This window comes from Micromonospora krabiensis (genome assembly GCF_900091425.1).
GTDB classification, from domain to species: Bacteria; Actinomycetota; Actinomycetes; order Mycobacteriales; family Micromonosporaceae; genus Micromonospora; species Micromonospora krabiensis.
On the sequence record NZ_LT598496.1, the window covers coordinates 3,587,380 to 3,608,913 of the forward strand.

20 protein-coding genes are annotated in these 21,534 nt (G+C 73.4%); 6 read left to right on the forward strand and 14 right to left on the reverse strand.

Annotation, left to right across the window (positions count from 1 at the left end; all coding sequences use genetic code 11):
- Window positions 1-130 precede the first annotated feature (130 nt).
- Entirely contained in the window at window positions 131-1,351 is a 1,221-nt protein-coding gene (locus GA0070620_RS16200) for a serine hydrolase (protein WP_091591802.1), read from the forward strand.
- A 52-nt stretch (window positions 1,352-1,403) separates the two neighbouring features.
- Here GA0070620_RS16200 and GA0070620_RS16205 read toward each other — a convergent pair whose 3' ends face one another.
- From GA0070620_RS16205 to GA0070620_RS16215, 3 genes are all read right to left on the reverse strand, one after another.
- The gene (locus GA0070620_RS16205; RefSeq protein WP_091591805.1) at window positions 1,404-2,162 is read right to left on the reverse strand and encodes a MerR family transcriptional regulator; all 759 of its coding nucleotides are present in this window, start codon (window positions 2,160-2,162) and stop codon (window positions 1,404-1,406) included.
- A gap of 115 nt (window positions 2,163-2,277) precedes the next feature.
- Entirely contained in the window at window positions 2,278-4,680 is a 2,403-nt protein-coding gene (locus tag GA0070620_RS16210) for a putative bifunctional diguanylate cyclase/phosphodiesterase (RefSeq protein WP_231921819.1), read from the reverse strand.
- A gap of 161 nt (window positions 4,681-4,841) precedes the next feature.
- The gene (locus tag GA0070620_RS16215; protein WP_231921820.1) at window positions 4,842-5,396 is read right to left on the reverse strand and encodes an ArsR/SmtB family transcription factor; all 555 of its coding nucleotides are present in this window, start codon (window positions 5,394-5,396) and stop codon (window positions 4,842-4,844) included.
- An 88-nt stretch (window positions 5,397-5,484) separates the two neighbouring features.
- Here GA0070620_RS16215 and GA0070620_RS16220 point away from each other — a divergent pair, with 88 nt between their 5' ends.
- On the forward strand, window positions 5,485-6,408 hold the full coding sequence (locus tag GA0070620_RS16220) for a S41 family peptidase (RefSeq protein WP_091591807.1): 924 nt from the start codon (window positions 5,485-5,487) through the stop codon (window positions 6,406-6,408).
- A 25-nt stretch (window positions 6,409-6,433) separates the two neighbouring features.
- Here GA0070620_RS16220 and GA0070620_RS16225 read toward each other — a convergent pair whose 3' ends face one another.
- The 9 genes from GA0070620_RS16225 to GA0070620_RS16265 all read right to left on the reverse strand — a co-directional run bounded on the left by GA0070620_RS16225 (window position 6,434) and on the right by GA0070620_RS16265 (window position 16,727).
- Window positions 6,434-7,924 (reverse strand): hypothetical protein, encoded by a 1,491-nt coding sequence (locus tag GA0070620_RS16225; protein WP_091591809.1) that lies wholly within the window; start codon window positions 7,922-7,924, stop codon window positions 6,434-6,436.
- Complete coding sequence (locus GA0070620_RS16230; protein WP_091591812.1) at window positions 7,921-9,021, reverse strand: hypothetical protein; 1,101 nt, start codon at window positions 9,019-9,021, stop codon at window positions 7,921-7,923. Before GA0070620_RS16230 ends, GA0070620_RS16225 begins: the two co-directional genes overlap by 4 nt.
- A gap of 55 nt (window positions 9,022-9,076) precedes the next feature.
- On the reverse strand, window positions 9,077-10,468 hold the full coding sequence (locus tag GA0070620_RS16235) for an MFS transporter (protein ID WP_091591814.1): 1,392 nt from the start codon (window positions 10,466-10,468) through the stop codon (window positions 9,077-9,079).
- A gap of 179 nt (window positions 10,469-10,647) precedes the next feature.
- Complete coding sequence (locus GA0070620_RS16240; protein ID WP_091591816.1) at window positions 10,648-10,881, reverse strand: zinc-ribbon domain-containing protein; 234 nt, start codon at window positions 10,879-10,881, stop codon at window positions 10,648-10,650.
- A gap of 111 nt (window positions 10,882-10,992) precedes the next feature.
- On the reverse strand, window positions 10,993-12,057 hold the full coding sequence (locus tag GA0070620_RS16245; RefSeq protein ID WP_172836444.1) for a CHRD domain-containing protein: 1,065 nt from the start codon (window positions 12,055-12,057) through the stop codon (window positions 10,993-10,995).
- A gap of 404 nt (window positions 12,058-12,461) precedes the next feature.
- Entirely contained in the window at window positions 12,462-13,343 is an 882-nt protein-coding gene (locus GA0070620_RS16250; RefSeq protein ID WP_091591821.1) for an SRPBCC family protein, read from the reverse strand.
- Window positions 13,336-13,893 carry a winged helix-turn-helix domain-containing protein gene (locus tag GA0070620_RS16255; RefSeq protein ID WP_091591823.1) on the reverse strand — a complete coding sequence of 186 codons (558 nt, stop codon included), beginning with the start codon at window positions 13,891-13,893 and terminating at the stop codon, window positions 13,336-13,338. The genes GA0070620_RS16250 and GA0070620_RS16255 overlap by 8 nt, the downstream gene beginning before the upstream one ends.
- A 93-nt stretch (window positions 13,894-13,986) precedes the next feature.
- On the reverse strand, window positions 13,987-15,330 hold the full coding sequence (locus GA0070620_RS16260; protein WP_091591825.1) for a class I SAM-dependent methyltransferase: 1,344 nt from the start codon (window positions 15,328-15,330) through the stop codon (window positions 13,987-13,989).
- Window positions 15,327-16,727: an FAD-binding oxidoreductase gene (locus GA0070620_RS16265; protein WP_091591827.1), complete on the reverse strand. Its 1,401-nt coding sequence runs from the start codon at window positions 16,725-16,727 to the stop codon at window positions 15,327-15,329. The genes GA0070620_RS16260 and GA0070620_RS16265 overlap by 4 nt, the downstream gene beginning before the upstream one ends.
- A 95-nt stretch (window positions 16,728-16,822) precedes the next feature.
- Between GA0070620_RS16265 and GA0070620_RS16270 the strand changes: the two genes are divergently transcribed.
- From GA0070620_RS16270 to GA0070620_RS16280, 3 genes are all read left to right on the forward strand, one after another.
- A complete protein-coding gene (locus GA0070620_RS16270) occupies window positions 16,823-17,293 on the forward strand; it encodes an aminoacyl-tRNA deacylase (protein WP_091591829.1) in 471 nt (156 codons plus the stop codon).
- A 49-nt stretch (window positions 17,294-17,342) separates the two neighbouring features.
- The gene (locus GA0070620_RS16275; protein ID WP_091591831.1) at window positions 17,343-17,627 is read left to right on the forward strand and encodes a DUF427 domain-containing protein; all 285 of its coding nucleotides are present in this window, start codon (window positions 17,343-17,345) and stop codon (window positions 17,625-17,627) included.
- A 69-nt stretch (window positions 17,628-17,696) separates the two neighbouring features.
- Window positions 17,697-18,431 (forward strand): RICIN domain-containing protein, encoded by a 735-nt coding sequence (locus tag GA0070620_RS16280; RefSeq protein ID WP_091598841.1) that lies wholly within the window; start codon window positions 17,697-17,699, stop codon window positions 18,429-18,431.
- Between the two features lie 6 nt (window positions 18,432-18,437).
- On the opposite strand, the gene GA0070620_RS16285 is transcribed toward GA0070620_RS16280, so the two are convergent.
- Window positions 18,438-19,751, reverse strand: a complete 1,314-nt coding sequence (locus GA0070620_RS16285) for an MFS transporter (protein ID WP_091591833.1) — start codon at window positions 19,749-19,751, stop codon at window positions 18,438-18,440.
- Window positions 19,752-19,803: 52 nt separating this feature from the next.
- Between GA0070620_RS16285 and GA0070620_RS16290 the strand changes: the two genes are divergently transcribed.
- Window positions 19,804-20,799 (forward strand): GlxA family transcriptional regulator, encoded by a 996-nt coding sequence (locus GA0070620_RS16290; RefSeq protein ID WP_091591836.1) that lies wholly within the window; start codon window positions 19,804-19,806, stop codon window positions 20,797-20,799.
- A 200-nt stretch (window positions 20,800-20,999) separates the two neighbouring features.
- Here the strand turns inward: GA0070620_RS16290 and GA0070620_RS16295 are convergent, their stop codons facing one another.
- Window positions 21,000-21,461, reverse strand: coding sequence for a hypothetical protein (locus GA0070620_RS16295; protein WP_091591838.1), 462 nt, complete (start codon window positions 21,459-21,461; stop codon window positions 21,000-21,002).
- Window positions 21,462-21,534: the final 73 nt, after the last annotated feature.

Below are 21,534 nucleotides of genomic sequence, written 5' to 3' on the forward strand. Positions count from 1 at the left end.
CGCGCCCCCCGCACGGGTGACACTGTCGCCAGCCGCGCCAGCCGCCCCGTCCGCTCCATATCGTGCAAACGTGAAGAAAACCGACAAGAAGCACTCATCTTCCCGGTGGACGGCGCTCCGCGTACGGCCGATGCGGGTGATCGCCGCGGGCCTCGCGCTGGCGCTGCTGGCCCCCGTGCCGGCGGTGGCCGACGGGGGCGACGGCGGGCCCGACTCCGGGTCGGACCGACCGCCGGCCAGCACCCTGGCCTGGATGGCCTTCCCCGGCGGGGTCTTCTCCGTCGACAGCGTGGCGCGGACCGTGCGCTACCGGGCCTGCGACGGCGACACCGGGCGGGTCGACGACCCCGGGATGCGGGTGCGCGGCCGGGTGGCCAGCGGCGAGGTCACCGTGGACGGCACCACCTACGCCTACGGCATCCCGCTGGTCGGCCGGACCCGCGGCCTGCTGGAGGTCACCCGCCCCGGCGAGGAGCCCGAGGGACTGGTCGGCGAGGTCGTCACCGAGCCGCAGCCGCCCACCGACCCGGCCGCCGGCCGGCGACTGCTGCCGCTGACCGGAGAGTTGAGCCAGGTCGTGGACGCCTCCACCGCCAACCCCGCGGGCGTGGCCGTGCGGGACCTCTCCGGCCGGTACGGCGACCAGCAGATCTCGGTCAACAGCACGTTCCGCCCGAAGGCGGCCAGCGTGATCAAGCTGTGGATCCTGGTCGAGCTGCTGCGCCGGGTGGACTGCGGCCAGGTGTCGCTGGACGACGGCGTGCTGGTCACCCCGGCCCAGGTCGTCGACGGCACCGGCGAACTCCAGCACGAGACGTTCCCGCAGGTCGTTACCCTGTACCGACTCGCCCGATACATGATCAAGTACAGCGACAACACGGCCGCGAACGTGCTCATCGACTACTTCGGCGGCTTCGCGCCGGTCAACGACCTGATCGACTCGATGAACCAGCGCGAGACCATCCTCGCCCGCAAGATGCTCGACACCGAGGCCGCCATGCGCGGCGAGGAGAACTACACCAGCCCGGACGACGTGGTCGCCCTGCTCGGCGCGGTGTGGGACGCTCAGATCCTCACCCCCGCCACCCGGGACCTGATGATCGGCTTCATGGCCGAGCAGACCCTGAACACCAAGATCCCGGCCGCGCTGCCGCCCGGCGTGCCGGTCGCCCACAAGACCGGCGACCTGCCCGACGCCTCGCACGACGTCGGCTACTACCTCATCCCCGGCGCACAGGTCGCGGTGGCCTTCCTGACCTCCGGCCCGATCGCCACCGGCGACGAGACCGTACGCCGACTGGCCCGCACCGTCTACGACTACCTCGTCGACGTCGGTCCCGTCGAGGAGTGACCCCCCGTGGCGGGCCGCGCCTCGGCGCGGCCCGCCGGCCGGGCGACCCGGGTCACGCCCGGGTGATCGCGTTGGCGTGGATCGCCTCGCTCAGGTATCCGGCCAGGCCGGGCGCCATCGCCTCGTAGTGCGCGGTGAACCGCTCGTCGGCCAGGTACATGTCGGCGAGGCCGGTGTGGATCTCGTACGAGCACTCGTAGAACCAGCGGCTGATGATCTGCCGGTGCTCCTCGGCCAACTCCATCGCCTCCGGGCCGTCCGCCGGCGCGCCGGACGCCTGGACCGCGACGATCCGCCGGCCCCAGTCCTCGTTCTCCTCCTTGATCCGCAGCCAGTCGTCCTTGCCGTAGCGGGACGCCCGCCGGGTCGACTCCCGGTACGCGTCGGTCCCGCCCCACCGCTGCTCCGCCTCCTCGGCGTGCGCGTCCGGGTCGAAGTCCCCGAACACCTCGAACCGCTCCTCCGGGGTCAGCCGGATGTTCATCTTCCTCGCCTCCATCGCGAACTCGATCGCCGCGACCATCTCCTGCAACCGCTTGACCCGTACGGTCAGCAGCTCGTGCTGGCGACGCAGGTGCGCCGCCGGGTCGGCCGCCGGATCGTCGAGGATCGCGGCGATCTCCTCCAACGGGAACCCCAGCTCCCGGTAGTAGCGGATGAGCTGCAACCGCTCCAGGTCCGCGTCGTCGTAGCGGCGGTAGCCGGCCGCGGTGCGCCCGCTCGGCGAGAGCAGACCGATCTCGTCGTAGTGGTGCAGCGTCCGGACCGTCACGCCGGCGACCTTCGCCACCTGGCCCACCGTGTACGCCATGGGGTTCCCCCTTCCGGAAACCAGGCTCCGGCCTGCCGTTGCGTGAGGGTCAAGGCCAATACTGCGACCGGCCGCCCCGATCCGGCGGCCGCTTCGCCACAAGGGGCGGCGACGGTCAGTCGCCGACGCCGAGCGGCGTCAGCCGGGCCAGCAGCGCCTCGCGACCGACCGGTCGGCCGTACCGCCAGCCCTGGCCGTGGGCGCAGCCGATCGCGGCCACCGCCTCGTGCTGCGCGTCGGTCTCCACCCCCTCGGCCACCACCGTCAGGTCGAACGCTCCGGCGAGCCGCGCCACCATCTCCACCGTCGCGTGCGCCCGGTCGTCCGCCGAGTCGAGCCGCGCCACGAACGAGCGGTCGATCTTCAGCTCGGTCGCCGGGATGCGATGCAGGTAGCTCAGCGAGGAGTAGCCGGTGCCGAAGTCGTCGATGGCGATCCCGATGCCGAGCTCGCGCAGCTGCCCCAGCCGCTCCAGAACCGCCTCGCTGCCCTCGATCAGCGCCGACTCGGTCAGCTCCAGGGTGAGCGCCCGGGGCGCCAGCCCGGCGGCGGCCGTCGCGGCGGTGACCGTGGCGATCAGGTCCGGTCGGCGTACGTGCCCGGCGGAGATGTTCACCGCGACCGTCACCTGCGGCGCGACCACCCGCCAGGCGGCGGCGGCCCGACAGGCCTCGTGGATCACCCACCGGTCGATCGGCAGGATCAACCCGGCCTCCTCGGCCAGCGGCAGGAAACGCGCCGGGGTCAGCACCCCGAGCCGGGGGTGGTGCCAGCGCACCAGCGCCTCGGCGCTGCGCACCACGCCCGTGGTGACGTCCACGATCGGCTGGTACTCCAGGCGCAGCTGCCGCTCGTCGACCGCCCGGCGCAGGTCGGCGATCAGCTCGGCGCGGGACACCGCCGACTCGCGCAGCAGCGGAGTGCACGTCCGGTACGCGGACTTGCCGGCGGCCTTGGCCGCGTACATGGCGATGTCGGCGTCGCGGAGCAGGTCGGTGTGGGTGGCGTGCTGCGGGCCGTACACGGCGATGCCGATGCTGGCCGACGGATGCACCCCGGCGTCCTCCTCGCCGTCGGAGGGTTGCAGCGCGGCGAGCAGGCGTTCGGCGAGCCGCTCCGGCGACACCGTCCGTCCACTGTCGACCAGCACGGCGAACTCGTCCCCACCCAGCCGCGCGATCATGCCGTCGTCGTCGACGGCGCTCTGCATGCGGGCGGCCAGCCCGGTCAGCAGGGTGTCGCCGGTGGCGTGCCCGAACCGGTCGTTGACCTGCTTGAACCCGTCCAGGTCGAGCAGGAGCACGGCCACCCGACGACCGTCGCGAAGGGCCCGGCGGAGTCGGCGGGTGAACATCAGCCGGTTGGGCAGGCCGGTGAGCTGGTCTGTGTACGCGAGCCGTCGCAGCCGCACCACCAGCCACAGGTTCTCGTTGGCGGCCAGCCCCTGCCGTACCGCGAGCGCGGCGAGCAGCGTCATCATCCCGCCGAAGATCAGTTGCGGGGTCTGCCCGGACGGCTGGCGGGCCAGCAGCACGGCCACGATCGCCCCGCCGACCGGCAGGTACGGCAGCGCCACCCGCCACCACGGTGGCAGCGGCACGTCCGCGGTCTCGTCCTCCTCGGGGCAGCGCCGCGGCGACGGATACCGGGTGGCCACGGCGATCAGCAGGTAACTGAGCGGCCAGGCGACGTCGACGGGGTGCCCGGAGAAGTAGTCGCCGCGCACGGCCAGCGACACGTACGCCGTGTCGGCCAGCGCCCGGGTGCCCAGGCTCGCCGCGATGAGGGTCATCGGCCGCCACATCGGACGGACCGGCCCGGCCACCGCCACCAGGATGGTGAGCTGCATCAGGTCGAGCATCGGGTAGAGCAGACCGAGGGTCCGGACCGGATCGGCCAGGTCGGCGGCGGCGACGTTGCGGAAGACCACCACCCAGCCGATCGGCACCAGAGCCAGCCCGACGATCACCCCGTCCAGGAGGGTGCGGGCCCGCCCGACCGTGGTGCGCGGCGCGGTGATCGAGCAGAGCAGCGCGGCGGTGCCGGTGAGGATGCCGGCGGTGAAGACCGCCCCGATCAGCGGGGTGTGTGGCAGCTCGCCCCCGTTGAGCCGCTGCACCGCCCACAGTGCACGCCCGGCCGCGGCCAGCGCCATGGTCGCCGCGAGCAGCAGCCAGAACCGGCGCAGCGCCGCCGGATGCCGGCGGGCCACGGCCACGCAGGCGGCCGCCGCGCCGGCGGCGACGAGCATCGCGCCCACGTCGCTGGCCAGGGCCGCGCCGGGCAGCGACGCGACCAGCCAGAACGCCTCCAGCAGCACGACGACTCCGGCGGCGACCAGGCCGAGCCGGACCAGCCGGCCGGGCGCCGCGGCGGACGAGTCGTGGTCGGTGGGCGGTTCCACCGCCGTGGAAACGGTCAGCGGCGACGGGACCGCCCACGCGAGGAGACCCGGCGGGAGGACGGCCGGCACCGGGGCCCGCGCTGCGGTGCCCTGCTCAACGTCCTGCGGCGACACGGTCGCTCCGGCTCTCTCTCGTGCGGGCACCTCGACGGCACGGACCGGTCCCTCGAAACCCCGAAAGCCTAGCCAGGCTCCGGACCCTCCCGCCAGGGCCGAGCGGGCGCATCCGTGCCCCACCGGTCGTCGCGTCCCCGACAACCCGGCCGCCGCTCCGCTCAGGACGACGGCGCGGCGGCCGGGTCGGGCGGCGGCCCCGCGCCCTGCCGGTAGAGGCTCACCAGCATCCCGTGGCGCGGCTCGTCGGCGCCCGCGTCCTCGGCGTTCTCCACGAGGTCGAGCAGGGCGGCGCGCAGTCGCTCGGCCTGCGTGGCGGTCAGCCGCAGGTGGCGCAGCAGAAGCAGCGGCTCGTCGGCGGCGGCGGCGATCTCCTCGGCGATCGCCCCGAACATGGCGCCGGTCGCGCCAGGGTGGCCCGGGGACACGATGAGCCGCCGGGCGGCGCGCTGGTAGTACTGCTCGGTGCCACCGCGCACGGGACGGGTGTGGACCACTCGCACCATGCCGGCATCCCGCAGCACCCCGAGGTGGTGCGCCACCGTGCCCTTTGCGGCACCCAGCGACGCCGCGAGCTGGCTGATCGTGGCCGGCCGTTGACCGAGCGCGAACAGCAGTCGGTGGCGGAACGCGTGCCCCAACGCCTTGAACTGTTCGGCGCTGGTGACCTCCAGCTGTTCGTCGCGCGGCTGGTCGGGGAGCAAGTCGGTAGGCACGGCTAAAGCGTCTAGTTCTCTTGACGCTTTGTCAATCGGCCTGCTCTACTGCTCCCACCGACAGCCGGACCGACAGGCAGGAGACACCATGCGCCAGGCGGAGATCACCGCGGTCGTCGAACGGACCGCGAACCTCGTCGAGGAGCACTACGTGTTTCCGGAAGTCGCCAGTCAGCTGTCGGTCCTGCTCGCCGACCAACTCGCCGCCGGCCGGTACGCCGACACACCGGACCCGCGGACCCTCGGCGACACGGTCACCGCCGACCTCCAGTCGCTCAACGGCGATCGCCACCTGCGGCTCAAGCACCACGACGAGCCACTGGCCGACCGCGACCAGGATCCGGACGACGAGCGCATCATTCGACTCGCCACCACCACCATGGGCGGGATCGCCCAGGTGCGGCGCCTCGACGGCAACGTGGGCCTGCTGGAGATCCAACCGCACCTGTTCCCGCCGCAGCTCGCCGGTGACCAACTCACGGCGGCGCTCCGGCTGCTCGCCGACACCGACGCGCTCCTGCTCGACCTACGCGAGAACGTCGGAGGCAGCCCCGACATGGTCGCGCTGATCTGCGGCTGGCTGTTCGAGGAGCCAACCCTGCTGCACACCATGTACAACCGCGCCGGCGAGCCGTTCCGCCAGTCGTGGAGCGCCGCGTACCTGCCCGTCCCCCGGTACGCCCCGGACAAGCCCGTCCACGTGCTCACCAGCCGCCGCACCTTCTCCGGCGGTGAGGAGCTGGCCTACGACCTCCAGCAGTCGGGCCGTGCCACCGTGGTGGGCGAGCGGACCGGCGGCGGCGCGCACCCGAGAATCGGCTTCCGCGCACACGCCCACCTGGAGGTCACCGTCCCGATAGCCCGGCCGGTCCACCCGATCAGCGGCACCAACTGGGAGGGCACCGGAGTGCGGCCGGACATCGAGACGCCCGCCGAGGACGCCCTCGCCGTGGCGCACCGCGCCGTCCTGTCCCATCGGCCCGAGTCGGCGACGGCCCCGCGACCGAGGTGACCATCGGCCCGGCGCCGCGGATCGCTCAGCTGTCCCGGACCGGAGCAGGCGATTCGTCGGCGGGTGGGCCGCCGTGCGTCCACGGGGTCTCCTCCGGGGTCGGGAAGGCGCCCGCCGGCAGGAACGCGTCCGACAGCGTCGTGTAGCAGAGCCGCTCCCCCACCTCGGGCACGCTGCCCGGCGGGGCGGTCAGGGCCCGGCCCATCCCGCCGGACAGCTCCAGCACCACCTCGGTCTTGCCGTCCGCCCCCGGAGTCACGAAGACCACCCGGGCCTTCTGCCCCGGCCGGGCCGGCGAGTGCAGTGTCGCGCCGACCGGCACCAGCACCGGCTCGGTGGTGACCAGCTGGACCCGGGGACGCAGCACCGGCCGCTTGCCGCTGTCGTCCACCCGCTTCGGGTCGGCCAGCGTCACCTCGCCGACGAACGCCTCACCGGTCAGCCGGTGCTCCGCCATCACCAGCGGATCGTCGTAGGCGCGCTGCACCGCGTACGAGGTCAGCGCCCGCTCCAGCCGGTGCAGCCGCACCGCCGCGGCCACCGCACCGTCCCGGCGTGGCTGCGGTCCACCACCGGCGTCGACGTGCTCCGCGTGCGCGGTGAACGCGTCCCGGTCGCCGGCCCACCGGCCCTCGACCCGGGCGCCGGGCGGCAGGCCGCGCAGCAACCCCACCCCGCGCCACATCAGCTCCCAGGTGGGCGTGAGCTGGTCGCGCAGCAGGCGTTCCAGCTCCGCGTACGCCTCGACGCGCGCCACAGGGTCGTCGTCGGCCTCGGCGTACGCGGCCATGGCCGGCGCGAGCCGGTGGTTGTCGAAGTCGGGGTCGGTGGCCGGTCCCGCCGGTGGCATCGTCGCGGGATCCTCGGCCCGGGCCACCGCCTCGGCGCCGGTGAGCCCGGCCGGCGGGTCGAGCCAGCCGAGCACCGCCGGCAGGTGCAGATCCTCCACGGCGCTCTGCCCGGTCGCCCAGTGCAGGGTCAGCGCGTCGGTCATCGCCAGCAGCGCCGACGACCCGGGGTGTTCGGCGCGCTCGGCGAAGAAGGTCAGCCACCGCCCGAGCAGCGGCACCGACGGGTGCACCGGGTGCTCACCGTCGGCCCGGCGGAACCGGGTGGAGCGGCCGAGCAGCCGCAGGAAGGTGATCCCCGCCGGGTTGGGCACCAGCAGCTGCGGCGCGTCGACGTACCGGTGGCGGACGTCGCGGCCCCGGTCCACCGGCACCGCCTCGCTCGCCTGCCGGTGAGCGTCCAGGTGGGGCAGCACGATCGCGGCCAGCTCGGCGGTGAACCCGTGCCGCTGGTCGCGGTTGCGCGGCTGCGGCACGACCAGCAACCGGGCGTCGTGCGGCGTCGACCCGACCAGCGCGGCGAGGGGCGCGTTCGCCTCGCCCGCGAGCGCCAGCGGCACCAGCACCAGCGGCCGCTCGTGCAGGTGCAGGTGCCGGACCGTGGCCACCGGCTGGGCCACCCCGGCGGCGACCGCACGGGCCTTGGCGAGCGCGCGCAGCGTACTCATGCGGGAACGCCGAGGGCGTCGGCGCGCAACCGGGCGGCGGCGCGCAGCAGCGCGGCCGCCTCCGTCTGCTCCGGCTCGGGGGCCCGCTCGCCGTCGGCCAGCGCGAGCACCTCCGCCACGGTGGCGACCCCGCCGAGCGCCTCCCGCACCGGCCGGCCCAACGCCCCGGTGTGGCCGCGCGCCTCGTGCCGGCAGAAGTACGCCAGCTCGCACGCGGCCAGGCACTCCGGCGCGTAGCGGGCCGCCACCCGGGACAGCGCGTCGACCAGCGTCGCCGGGTCGGCGGTCAGGTCGGCGGTGAAGTCCTCCGGCACGGCGGCCAGCAGGTCGTCCAGCCGGGCCGTGCGGGCGAGCTGGCGGCGCAGCACGAGCAGCTGTTTGCGCACGTCGACCAGGCTGGCCACCGGCTGGTTGGTGAAGTCCCGGGGACAGACGAGGACCACCTCGTGCGACACCAGATCCGGGTCGTGGCCGGCGTCGGCGAGCAGGTCGCGCATCGCCAGCACGTAGACGGCGGACTGGATCGCGGCGGCGGACACCTTCGCCGGGTCGGCCTGCCCGTCGATCACCGGGAACGACTTGACCTCCACGACGTGGAAGCGGCCGGCGAGCCGGGCGGCGACCAGGTCCGGTTCGAGGTTCACCCGGGTGCCGGCGATGTCCAGCCCCAGCAGCGGGTGGTCGAAGAGCGCCGCCGGCTGGTCCGACCCGGTCGGCACGGCGCCGGTCAGCAGTTCCCGCGAGCGGGCGTGCCGGTCGGGCAGGTCGGCGCCGCCGTCCAGGTCGGTCCACTCGGCCCGGTCACCGGGCTCGACGCCCAGCCGCTCGGCGACCAGCCGCAGCAACTCGGCCCCACCATCGGCCTTGACCTGCGCCTCGAACGCGTTGCCGCGGGTGATGGCGAACCGCGACTGCCCGAACCGGGCGGGGAACCCGATCCGCTCGGCCAACCGCGGCTTGTCCACCCCGGCCCCGTCGAGCACGGCCCGGCGGGTGCAGCCCGGATTGCCGGTCAGCGCGGCGATCGTCCGGGCGTTGTGCCGGCGGGGTGCCACGCCGCCCCGGATCGCGGCCAGTCGCTGCTCGCTGCTCGTCATGATCCGTCAGGATATGCCGGCACCGCACGCACCGCCGCGCCCCGCGCCGGCCCGCTCAGACGCGACCGGCGTCGACCAGGGGTGCCGGCGCCTTCCGACGTACCAGGACCGTGACGACCAGCGCCGCGAGGAGGGCAACCCCGGCCATCGTCCAGAGCACCGCGTGGAGTCCGCCGGTGAAGCCGGGATCGTCGAGCCGGCCGGCGGTGGTGCTGGCCAGGACCGCGCCGACCACCGCGATGGCGATGGTCTCGCTGGCCAGCCGAGCCGTATTGATCATGCCGGCCCCGGTGGCCGCCCGGCTCGGTGCCACGCTGCCGATCGCCAACTGGTCGAGCAGGCCGATGGAGAGCCCGACCCCGACACCGATGGTGAGCAGCGGACCGGCCAGCGCGCCGGTATCGCTGTGCGGGCCGAGCACCGTGGCCCAGCCCGCGCCGACCGCCACCACGGCCACCGACACCACGATCACCAGCGGGGGCGGGACCAGCCGGGTCAGCACCCCGGTCAGCAGCGGCAGGACCAGGGTCGGGGCGGTGAGCAGGATCAGCGTGACGCCGGCCGCGCCGGGCGTCAGTCCGACCACCGTCGTCAGGTACGACGGCAGGTAGACCAGCAGCGGCACCAGCACGGCGACGATGGTGGCGGCGGCCAGGCAGATACCCAGGAAACGCGGGCTGGCCAGCAGGGCGAGGTCGAACATCGGCTCCGCACGGCGGCGCTCGACCCGGACGAACAGGGCCAGCAGCCCGACGGCTCCGACGAACGCGGCCACGATCCGCAGGTCGTACCAGCCGAACTCGGGCCCCTGCACGAAGCCGAAGATCAGCAGCAGCAGCGCGGCGGTGAACGTCACGGTGCCCGGCCAGTCGATCCGCCCGGCCTCGGGCGCCCGGGACTCGGTCAGCAGCGGGACCAGGGCGAGCACCACGAGCACGGCCAGGGCCGGCACGGCGAACACCGCCCGCCACCCGAGGGTGTCGACGAGCAGCCCGGCGATCGAGGGGCCGAACGCCAGGCCGACGCCGATGGCCGTGCCGAAGAGGCTGAACGCACGGGCCCGGGCTCGGCCGTGGAAGGCCCCGGCCAGCAGCGCGGAGGCGCTGGTCGCGGCGGCGGCCGCACCCACGCCGGCCAGCGCCCGGGCCGCGTTGAGCAGCACGATGTCGTTGGCCGCCGCGCCGAGCAGCCCGGAGCCGGCGAAGATCGCCACTCCGACCGTGAACACCCGGCGCCGGCCGAGCAGGTCGGCGAGCGCCCCGCTCGCGAGCATGAAGCTGGCGAAGGTCGCGTTGTACCCGTTCACCACCCACTGCACGGGAGCCAGTCCGGCGTCGAGGTCACGGCCGATGTCCGGCAGCGCGACCGACGCGCCGGTCAGCGAGATCGGCAGCGAGACGGTGGACAGCAGGACGGCGACCAGCACGACGGCCGGGTGGTTACGCAACGCTTCTCCCCCTCCGCAAGGCAGCCTTCGAGCCTAGGTGCCGCGGGCGGGTACGCGGGCGGCGCAGGGTGGAGATCACAGGCTCCGAGGTGAGGGCTGGCCGGTCGGGCGTATCCGGGCCGTGCGTCCGCGACTACCGGCCGGTGGAGCGGTTGTGGGGGAAGCGGGCCACCGTGGACTCAGCCGACGGCGACGCGACGGGCGTCGGCCGCCGGGACGGCGTACTCCGCGCCGCAGTAGGTGCACTGCTGCACGTACCGCGTGCGGACGGGAATCAGCGGTACGAAGAACAGGGTGAACGACGTCCGTCGACGGGTCACCACCTGCGCGGCCGAGTTGCCGCAGTTGCGGCAGACCTGCTGCGCCACACCGGACCGGTCGACCTTCGTGCGGAACCCGAAGATGAAGAACATCCGAGGCCAGTACCCCGCCGGGCCCGGTTCGTCACCTTCCGGTCCGGCACGGCCGAACGCCCGACCCGTCGGGACGGGTCGGGCGTCGGGTCGGTCGGATGCCGAGGAGGATCAGGCCTCGTCGTCGGCCCAGCCACCGTCGTGGTCGTCGCCCTTCTCCGAACCCTTGTCGCCCTTGTCAGAGCCCTTGTCGGAGCCCTTCTCGTCGCCCTTGTCCGAGCCCCAGTCGGAGCCCTCGTCGCCCTTGTCGGAACCCCAGTCGGAGCCCTTCTCGTCGCCCTTGTCCGAGCCCCAGTCGGAGCCCTCGTCACCCTTGTCGGAACCCCAGTCCGAGCCCTCGTCACCCTTGCCCGAACCCCAGTCCGAGCCCTCGTCACCCTTGCCCGAGCCCCAGTGCGAGTCCTCGTCACCCTTGTCGGAGCCCCAGTCGGAGTCCTCGTGCCGGCCCTCGTCGTCCGACTCCCAGGCCCGGCTGTCGCTGGCGTCCCAGTTCCGGTCCTCGTGCTTGCCGTCCCGCTCGTCCTCGTGCTTGCCGTCCCGCTCGTCCTCGACCTTGATCTGGCCGCGGATCTCGCCGTTCGGGTACTTCTTGGTGTGCACGTTGACGTAGGTGACACCGGCCTCGATCGCGTCGACGAGCTCGTCGAACTCCTTCGGCTCGATGCCCTGGTCGGCCGGGCCGACGACGTCCTCGGGCTTGATGGTGCCCTTGATCGTGGCCGGGGCCTGCGGGCAGGACTGGACGTCCTTCGACGGGCCGCCCTTCCCGTCCTTGATGTTCGAGCAGAGGAAGACCGCCACCCCGCCGCTCTGGTGCCGCCCACCGAAGTGGATGTGCGCCTGCTGGACGTCCTTCAGGTCTTCGTAGCTCAGCCGGTAGGTGATCTCCTGGCGCTTCTCGTCGACCCGCGCCTCGAACCGGCCGCTGCCCGGGGTGGAGATCGTGAGCGGGTCCTCCTCGTAGCCGCTCAGGTGCGCCCGCAGGTTCAGCTTTCGGTCCTTGTCGTGCCGCGAGTCGCCGGAGTCGCCCCAGTCGCCGTCGCGCTGGTCGTGCGACTCGCGCTGGTCGCCTGAGTCGTGCTTGCCGTCACCCATCGCGGCGGTCCCGATGGCGCCGACCGCCACCGCCGCGCCGGCGGCGACGGTCACGGCCCAGATCCGCGTACGTCCCATCATCACTGCTGCTCCCTTCTCAGATGTCATTCCGAGCCCGGAACCGGCGGCGGGACTCGGCCAGCCGCGGCGGATGCGGGCGCGCGAGGGCGCTGCGCGCCGAAGGGACTCCCGACGGAGTTCTCCGGTACGCAGATCGATTCGCGCCCTATGGTGAAATTGTCCCATGTTCAGGAGATATGGGTGCCGTCTTGCCTGATCCGGCCGTCAGTGGGCCGGTGGCCCGGTCGGACGCGCCGGATGGCGAGATGTCCGACTCGCCGCACGGCCTCCCGACACGCCGAAGCGCCTGACCGCACGGTGGCGTCAGGCGCTTCGGTCTGAAGATGATCGGGCCCGGGTTCCGGCCGGCGGCCCCGGTCGTGGCAGGTGGCCCCGGTGAGCCCCGGCTCGGCGGCCGGCCGGGCTCAGCCGGCAGTGCTCGCCGGAGCGGGCTCCAGGCCCGGCACCTCCTCGGCGATCCAGATCGGCCGCCAGTCCGCCATCTCGTGGTAGCGGCGCAGCTCGCCCAGGCCCGCGACCGAGCCGGCCCAGGCCGCGTACGGCGGGTTGGTCTCGTCGAAGCCGCTCTGCACGAAAGTGAGCTTGGTCTTCCCGCCGGACTCCGCCAGCTCCCAGGTCGTCACCCCGGTCGGGCCCCAGTCGACCGACAGCTTCCGGCCCGGGTCGAGGTCGACGACCTTGGCCGCGTAGCCGGCCTCGAAGCCACCCATCGCATAGCGGCCGCCGACCCAGGGCTCGATGCCGATCGGGTAGCCGAACCAGGCGGTGGCCTGCTCCGAGTTGGTCAGCGACTCGTACACCTTGGCCGTCGGCGCGTCGATCAGCAGCTCGCCGCGCATCTCCGCGCTGGTGAAGTCGACCTTCGGCAGCTGCGCCCGACCCTCCAGGTGGGCAGCGAGGTTGGCGATCGACAGGCTCCAGAAGGTCTGGAGCACGCCCCGGATGCTGCCGGTGCCGCTGATCGCCTCGGCGAAGTCGAAGTGGCTCTGGCTCACCGTGATGACCGTCGCCTCGGGGCCCTCGGCGCTCAGCTGGAACTCCGTGGTGGTCTCCACCCCGCCGAGCAGCCAGGCGAAGCGCACCGTGTCGTCGTCGGCGTGCAGCAGCCGCTGGTGGGGCGCGTCGCCGTCGGGCGTGTAACGGCCCCAGAACTCGTACCGCCGCGGCAGCTCGACCTCGGCGTGTTCGGCCAGCCACACGCGCAGCTCGGCGGGGTCGGTGACCGCCCTGCGGACGGCCTCGATCGGGGCCGCCAGACGGGCGCTCAGCTTCATCGGTTCAGTCACGGTCGTTCCCCTTCGGGTAGCAGGCCACGGCGAGCTTGAAGGCGTCTCCCTCGGCGCCGCCGTAGCGGGTGAACAGGTCCTGCAGAGCGGTCTGCAGGTCGTGCAGGAACTGCTGGCGTTGCTCCGCCGGCACCCGGATCTCGCCGGACACGCCCACCGAGGGAAGCTCGGGCGCGGCGCGGTCGAGCGCGGCGATGTCGGCCTGGACGTCCTCCATCAGGTCGAGCAGGTAGCCGAGGCTCAGCTCGTCGCGTGCCCGACGCAGCCCGATGCGCCCCACCAGCCGGGGCGAGAGCCAGTAGGACCGGGCGGCGGCCTGGTAGATGCCCTCGGTGATGCCCCGGACCTTGCGCTCGGCGACGAGGTCGACGAGACCGGCCGCGACCAGCTGTTTGACGTGGTAGTAGACGCGCTGGGGGGTCTGCTCCAGCCGGGCCGCGACCTCGGTGCAGGTGCGGGGCTCGGCCAACTGCCGCAGGATCTCGACACGCTGCGGCTTGAGCAGGGTCTCGGCCTGCTCGATCTGCTCCAGGTACAGGACGTCTCTCATGGCAAAATCAGTTTGTACGTACAAAACTTGTTTGTCAATCGGTTCGAGGAAAGGCCGCGCGTCACGCGCGGCCTTTCTCGCGACGGGTACGGATCAGGGCAGCCAGTCGGGGCGCAACGGGTAGCCGTTGACCCCGTCCGGCTCGTTGCGCGTCGCCAGCACCTGGTGCAGCTGGATCTCGTTGCGCTCGAACGCCAGCCGGGAACCCGCCATGTACAGGCCCCACACACGGGCGGTGCCCGTGCCGACCTCCGAGACACAGAAGTCCCAGTTGTCGACGAGGTTGCGGCACCAGCCGGCCAGCGTCAGCGCGTAGTGCTGGCGGAGGTTCTCCTCGTGGTGCACCTCCAACCCCGCGTCGTGCACCTCGCTGATCAACCGGCCCGGGCCGGCCAGCTCGCCGTCCGGGAAGACGTACCGGTCGATGAACGCGCCGGAGCGGTGCGGCGCCCGGTTGTTCGCGCGGGTGATGCAGTGGTTGAGCAGCCGGCCGCCCGGCCGCAGCCGGTCCCGGAGGAAGCCGAAGTAGGCCGGGTAGTTGCGCACCCCGATGTGCTCGGTCAGGCCGATCGAGGAGACGGCGTCGAACTGCTCGCGCGGCGCGTCCCGGTAGTCCAGGTGTCGCACCTCCGCCAGCTCGGTCAGCCCCTCCCGTTCGATCGCCGCCTGCGCCCACTCGGCCTGCGCCTTCGACAGGGTCACGCCGAGCGCCTTCACGCCGTACTCGCGGGCCGCGTGCCGGACCATGCCGCCCCAGCCGCAGCCCACGTCGAGCAGCCGCATCCCGGGCTTGAGCGCCAGCTTGCCGGCGACCAGGTCGTACTTCGACGCCTGGGCCTGCTCCAGCGTGTCCTCCGGCGATCGGAAGACCGCGCAGGTGTACGTCATCGACGGGCCCAGCACCTTCTCGTAGAAGGCGTTCGACACGTCGTAGTGGTGCGAGATCGCGGAGCTGTCCCGGGTGCGGGAGTGCCGCATCCCGTTCACGACCCGCTTCCACCGCGGCTGCGCCTCCTGCGGCGGGGCCGGCGGCGGACGCAGCCGCTCCCAGCCCAGCCCGCGCACCAGGCTCAGCGCGTCCGCCAGCGGCGGCAGGCGCAGCGTCATCTCGTCCTTGAGCACCCGCAGCGCCTCGTACGGGTCGCCCGGGTGCACGCCCTCCAGGGCCAGGTCGCCGCTCACGTAGGCGCGGGCCATGCCCAGGTCACCGGGCGCGGTGAGCAGGTAGGACAGTCCCCGCTCGGTCCGGATGGACAGGGTGATCCCGGCGTCGGCCGGGCCGACGGCGCTGCCGTCGTAGCCGGTGATCCGCACCGGCAGGTCGCCGCTCGTCACCGTGCGGACCACGTCCGCCACGGTCGGAACGGGACGCCGGCCCCCCGCCGGCGGTGTGCCGGGGACGCTCGCCGCCCCCTGGTCTCGGTCGGTCAGGCTCATGCTCGTGCTACCGCCTTCTCGTACAGTCCCGTGAACCGGTGCTCCGGGTCGTACCGGTCCCGCACGGCGCGCCACGTGGCCCCGCCGTAGAGCCGGTCGAAGGAGTCCCGGTCGTAGTAGGCGTCGGAGTAGAGCGACTTGTGCCCACCCAGCTCCGACACCGTGCGTTCGATCGACCGGTTGACGTCGCCGTCGGCGGCGCCCTCGGCCATCGGCACGGTCCCCCAGAAACCGATGTTGACGTAGTCCTGCCCCGGCCGCAGCGGATACAGCGGCCAGGACCGGGCCGAGCCGGGGCCCGCCGGCTCACGCAGTCGCAGTGGACAGAGCCAGACCGGGGCCATCCCGACGTTGCCCGCGAACCAACGCAGGAAGTCGGCCGTCCGCTCCAGTGGGATCTCCACGTCCTGCACGACCCGCTCGCGGGCGGGCTGGCCGCGCAGGCGGTCGACCCGGGCGGCGACACCGTAGCGGTGCTCCAGCCGGACCAACCGGTGGTAGACGTCGCTGCGCCGCCACCGCGCCGGCCAGAGCCGGCGGACCACCGGGTGCTGCACACCGAACGCGGCGGAACACCAGAACCAGTCGGTGTCCCACCGCCAGAGATAGTCGTACGTGGTCAGGGTGTCGCGGGTGCGCCGGCGCAGGGACCGGTAGTAGATGTCCTGCCCGGTGTAGTCGCTGGGCCGCTCGACCTCGTCGGTGAAGGTGGCCAGAACCAGGTATGCCTCGCCGGGGCTGAACATCACCCCGTCCATCGCGTCCACCGGCATCCCCGCCCAGGCCCGCGTCGCGGTCACCTCGGCGATCGCGTCGACCAGCTCCTCCAGCCGGGTGAACCGGATGTTGCGCAGCGCCACGTAGCGGCGGACCGGTTGCAGCTCGATGCGCAGCCGGGTGGCGTAGCCGAGGCTGCCCAGCGAGTTGGGGAAGGCCGCGTAGAGATCGGCGTGGTCGCCGTCGGGCCGGGCGGTGACGATCTCGCCGGATCCGGTGAGCACGTCCAGCTCGGTGACCGACTCGTGCGGCAACCCGTTGCGGAACGAGGTCGACTCGATGCCCAGACCGGTGACCGCCCCACCCAGCGTGATCGTGCGCAACTGCGGCACGACCAGCGGCATCAGGCCGTGCGGCAGGGTCGCGTCGACGAGGTCCTCGTACGTGCACATGCCCTGCACGTCGGCCGTGCGGGCGGTCGGGTCCACCCGGAGCACGCCGGTCAGGCCGCTGACGTCCAGGCCGGGGACCTGTGGTGCGGCGCGGGGCCGGAACAGGTTGGAGGTGCGCTTGGCGAGCCGCACCTTCTCCCCGGGTGGCACCGCCGCGTACGACCGTCGCAGCAGGTCCACCGCACTGTCGTGGTCCACCGGTACATGATCCACACGGACGGCGCACATGTGATCACTGTACGCTCCTCGTTGCCCGAAGCACCCGTTGTCCACGTTGGCCTTTTCACACTTCCGGCCAGCTCCGGAAGGGTTACCGTGCCCGCATGCCGTCTGCCGCGATCACCGCTCTCGACGCCGCCGGGCTCCCCTACCGGGTGATCCGGCACGGCCCGGTGACGAGCCTCTCCGAGGCGGCGGCGGTGCGCGGCGTCGAGATCCCCGACGTGGTGAAGACGATCGTCGTGCGGCGTGGCCCGGACGACCACCTCTTCGTCCTGACCCCCGGCGGGCGGGTCATCTCCTGGCCCAAGCTGCGCGCGCTGCTCGGCGTGAACCGCCTCTCGATGCCCGACGCGGCGACCGCGAAGGACGTCACCGGCTACGAGCGCGGCACCATCACCCCGTTCGGCGCCACCACGGCCTGGCCCGTCGTGGCCGACGAGCGGGTCCGCGGCCGCACCATCACCCTCGGCGCCGGCGAGCACGGCGTGGCCGTCGCGGTCGACGCGGACGCGGCGTTGGCGGTGCTCGGCGCGACCGTCGCCGACGTCACCGACCCCGAGCCGGGCCGCTGAAACGAGGTGCCGGTGGTCGTGTGCCGCCCGTCGGCATAGCGTGGGTGGCATGCCGAGAGCCGTCTGGAACGACCTGGTCGTCGCCGAGAGCGACGACACCGTGCTGGTGGAGGGCAACCACTACTTTCCCCGCGCCGCCCTCCGCGACGACCTGATCCGCGAGTCGGACACCCACACCGTGTGCCCCTGGAAGGGCACCGCGTCGTACTACACGCTCGAACACGACGGGCGGACGAGCGCCGACGCGGTCTGGTACTACCCGGACCCCAAGCCGGAGGCGGAGATGGTCCGTGACCGGGTGGCGTTCTGGAAGGACGTACGGGTCGTCGACTGAGCGGTGTCCGCCGGGCCGGCGGGCGGTGGCGACTGGCCCCGGGTGACCGGCATGGGTCAGGATGGCCGCATGTCCGACCCGGCCGACCGGCCCGACCCACCCGGCACCGTCTACGGGAGCCCACGTCCGGCGCGCCCCGGCCCGCCCCGGGACCCACTGATGCGGGTGGCGCTCGCGGTCGGGCTCGTCGGCGTGCTCCTGGGGGTGCTCTTCGCCACCGGCGTGTTCCGCGACGACGACGGCCCGACGAAGCCGGCGGCCGTGGACACCCCCGCGACCGGCCCGGTGACGTCGCCGGCGGCGGGCGGGCCGACACCGACCGCCACGACGGGCTCGCCGAGCCCGTCGGCGAGCGCCCCGTCGCCGACGCCCACCGCCCCCGCGCAGCCCGGCGGCCCCACCGTGCTCCGGGCGGTCACCTCCGGGCTCTGCCTCGCTCTGGACGGCGACGGCGAGAAGGCCGAGGCAGAACTCGCCGCGTGCTCGGGCGGCCCGGAGCAGCAGTGGGTGGTCAGCCCCGTCACGGCGGACGTGGTGACGCTGACCAACGCGGCCTACGGGCAGTGCCTCGACGTCGAGGGCGGCAGCCCGGACGACGGCGCGCGGCTCCAGCAGTTCCCCTGCCACGGCCAGCCCAACCAGCAGTGGCGGCTGGCACCGACCGGGACGGGCCCGCTGCTGCTGGTCGCCGTCCACAGCGGCAAGTGCGGTCAGGCCGACGACGACGGCGCGGAGGCCGGCGACTCGGTGCGGCAGCAACTGTGCGACGGCGCCGTCCGGCAGCAGCAGTGGACCCTCGGCTGAGGCGTCTCAGCCGCGGTAGCTCCACGCCTTCCGCGCCACCGGCCCGGCGCTGACCAGCACCGACACCGGCTCCACCCCGCCGGCGCGGCGACGGCGCAGTAACAGCGACAGCCCGGCCGCCGCGATCGACAGCGCGCCGGCCACGTACCAGGCCAGCGCGTAGTCGCCGAGGCGGTCCCGGACCAGGCCCGCGCCGGTGGCGGCGAGCGCCGCGCCGAGCTGGTGCGAGGCGAAGACCCAGCCGAAGACGACCGCTCCGGCGTCGCCGAAGTACTCCCGGCACAGCGCCACGGTCGGCGGCACGGTGGCCACCCAGTCCAGGCCGTAGAAGATGATGAACACCAGCATGCTCGGCCGCGCGGAGTCCGCGAAGAGACCGGGCAGCACCAGCAGCGACGCGCCGCGCAGCGCGTAGTAGGCGCCCAGGAGCAGGCGGCTGTCCACCCGGTCGGTGAGCCAGCCGGAGGCGATGGTGCCGACGATGTCGAAGAGGCCGACGAGCGCCAGCAGGCCGGCCGCCGTGGTCTCCGGCATGCCGTGGTCGTGCGCGGCGGGCACGAAATGGGTGCCGACCAGGCCGTTGGTGGTGGCACCGCAGATCGCGAAGCCGCCGGCGAGCAGCCAGAACGGGCGGGTCCGGGCCGCCTGGGCCAGCGCGCCGAGCGCTCGGGAGGCCGCCCCGCCGGCCGGCGCCGGCGCGGGAAGGACCTCGGTGGCGCCGTACGCCGGCAGCCCCAGATCCGCCGGGTGCTCGCGCAGCAGCCAGGCCACCAGCGGTACGACCAGCAGCGCGGCCCCGGCCACGACGAGCGCTGCGGTCCGCCAGCCGTGGTCGCGCACCAGCAGGGCGAGCAGCGGCAGGAACACCAGCTGACCGGCCGCGCCGCCGGCGGTGAGCACACCGGTTACCAGGCCCCGGCGCCGGACGAACCAGCGGCCGGTGACGGTCGCCACGAAGGCCAGCGCCATCGAGCCGGTGCCCAGCCCGACGAGCACACCCCAGCAGAGGATGAGCTGCCAGCTCGCGTTCATGAACACGGTCAGTCCGCTGCCGGCGGCCACCAGCAGCAGCGCGGTCGCGACGACACGCCGGATGCCGAACCGGTCCATCAGCGCGGCGGCGAACGGTGCGGTCAGGCCGTACAGCAGCAGGTTGACCGACACGGCGGCGGAGATGGTGGCCAGCGGCCAGCGGAACTCGGCGTGCAGCGGGTGCAGCAGCACCGACGGGGTGGCGCGGAAGCCGGCGGCGCCGACCAGCGCGACGAAGGCCACGGCGGCGACGAGCCAGGCGGGATGGAGACGGCGTACACGGGTCACGGTACGAGTCTCGGAAACCGGGGCCCCCGCGACGAGTGGCCGGGAAGCCAACATGCGCAACAATTGGGCCATGACCTTCTCGCCGCACCGGATCGCGGTCCTCGCCCTCGACGACGTCGTCGGCCTCGACCTCGGCACCCCCGCCCAGGTCTTCAGCACCGCCCGGGACGCCCACGGCCGGTCGCTCTACACGGTCGACGTCTGCACCCCGGGCGGCCGGCCGGTCCGCAGCACGGCCGGTTACCAGGTCCTCCCCGACCACGGGCTGGAGTTGATCGAGACGGCGGACACCGTGATCGTCCCCGGCATCCACGAGGGGGCCCCGCTGACCGACGGGACGCTGGACGGGGAGGTGGCCGCCGCCCTGCGCGCCGCGTACGACCGGGGCGCGCGGATCATGTCGATCTGCACCAGCGCCTTCGTGCTCGCCGCCGCCGGCCTGCTCGACGGGCGCCGGGCCACCACCCACTGGGCGTACGCCGACCGGTTCCGCCGCCTGCACCCCCACGTCGACCTCGACCCGGACGTGCTCTTCATCGACGACGACCGGGTGCTCACCTCGGCCGGGGTGGCCGCCGGCATCGACCTCTGCCTGCACGTGATCCGCACCGACCACGGCACCGAGGTCGCCAACCGGGCGGCCCGGCGCTGCGTGGTGCCCCCGTGGCGGGAGGGCGGGCAGGCCCAGTACATCGAGCGACCGGTGCCGAAGGTCGCCGACACCAGCACCGCCACCGCCCGCGAGTGGGCCCGGCAGCGGCTGCACGAGCAGGTCAGCCTGCGTGACCTGGCCGAACAGTCGCGGATGAGCGTCCGCACCTTCACCCGGCGGTTCCGCTCCGAGACCGGGCTCAGCCCGGCGCAGTGGCTGCTCCAGCAGCGCACCGAGCACGCCCGACTGCTGCTGGAGAGCACCGACCTGAGCATCGACCAGGTGGCCCGCCGTTCCGGCTTCGGCACCGCGTCGGCCCTGCGCCAGCAACTCCACGTACGCCTCGGCGTCGCCCCGTCCACCTACCGCCGAACCTTCCGCCACCCCCTCCCCTAACCCACCCCGCCCGCCCCGCCCGCCCCGCCAGGTGCCCTCGCGATCTTGCACTTCCCGCCCCGACAAAGCTCGCAGATCGGGCGTCCGGGGGGCCGAAACTGCAAGATCGCGGGACGAGAGGGCGGGAGGGCCGGGGGCAGGGGGTGGGGGGTGGGGGCGAGGGGGGGTGGGGGTGGGGGTTAGGGGGGTGGGGGTGGGGGTTAGGGGCGGAGGAGGCGGAGTTGGGCCAGGTGTTTGGGGAGGTGGACGGTGGTGTGCAGGTCGAGGGTGCGGCCCCAGGGCAGCGAGTCGTCGACGTTCAGGTCGTAGCCCTCCCGCAGGTGTGTCTCGACCGGGGTCTCCGCGGCCAGGCCGAGCCGGTCGGTCAGCGCGCAGAGCTTCTGGCTGGTTGCCCGGAACAGGGCGGCCACCCCGTCCAGCCCGCCGCACTCGACGACCAGCGCGTCGACCTGCGGGCGGTGGATCGTCTCCAGGTCGTAGTAGGCGAACGGCGACCCGGCCAGCACCGCCTCGCTCGCCTCGCACATCAGCTCGTCGTTGGCGGCGAGGTGAGCGACGATCTGCTCGGCGCTCAACTGGCCCTCGGGTGGCGGTCCGAACCCACCCGCGTCGATCTCCGCGAGCAACTCGTCGTACGTCTGGCGCAACCTCCCGCTGTCCACCCAGTCAGTCAACCCCGCCCCACCCCGTCGATCATGCAGGTGTGGTGCCCGGTTCACCCGGACGTGCACCCTC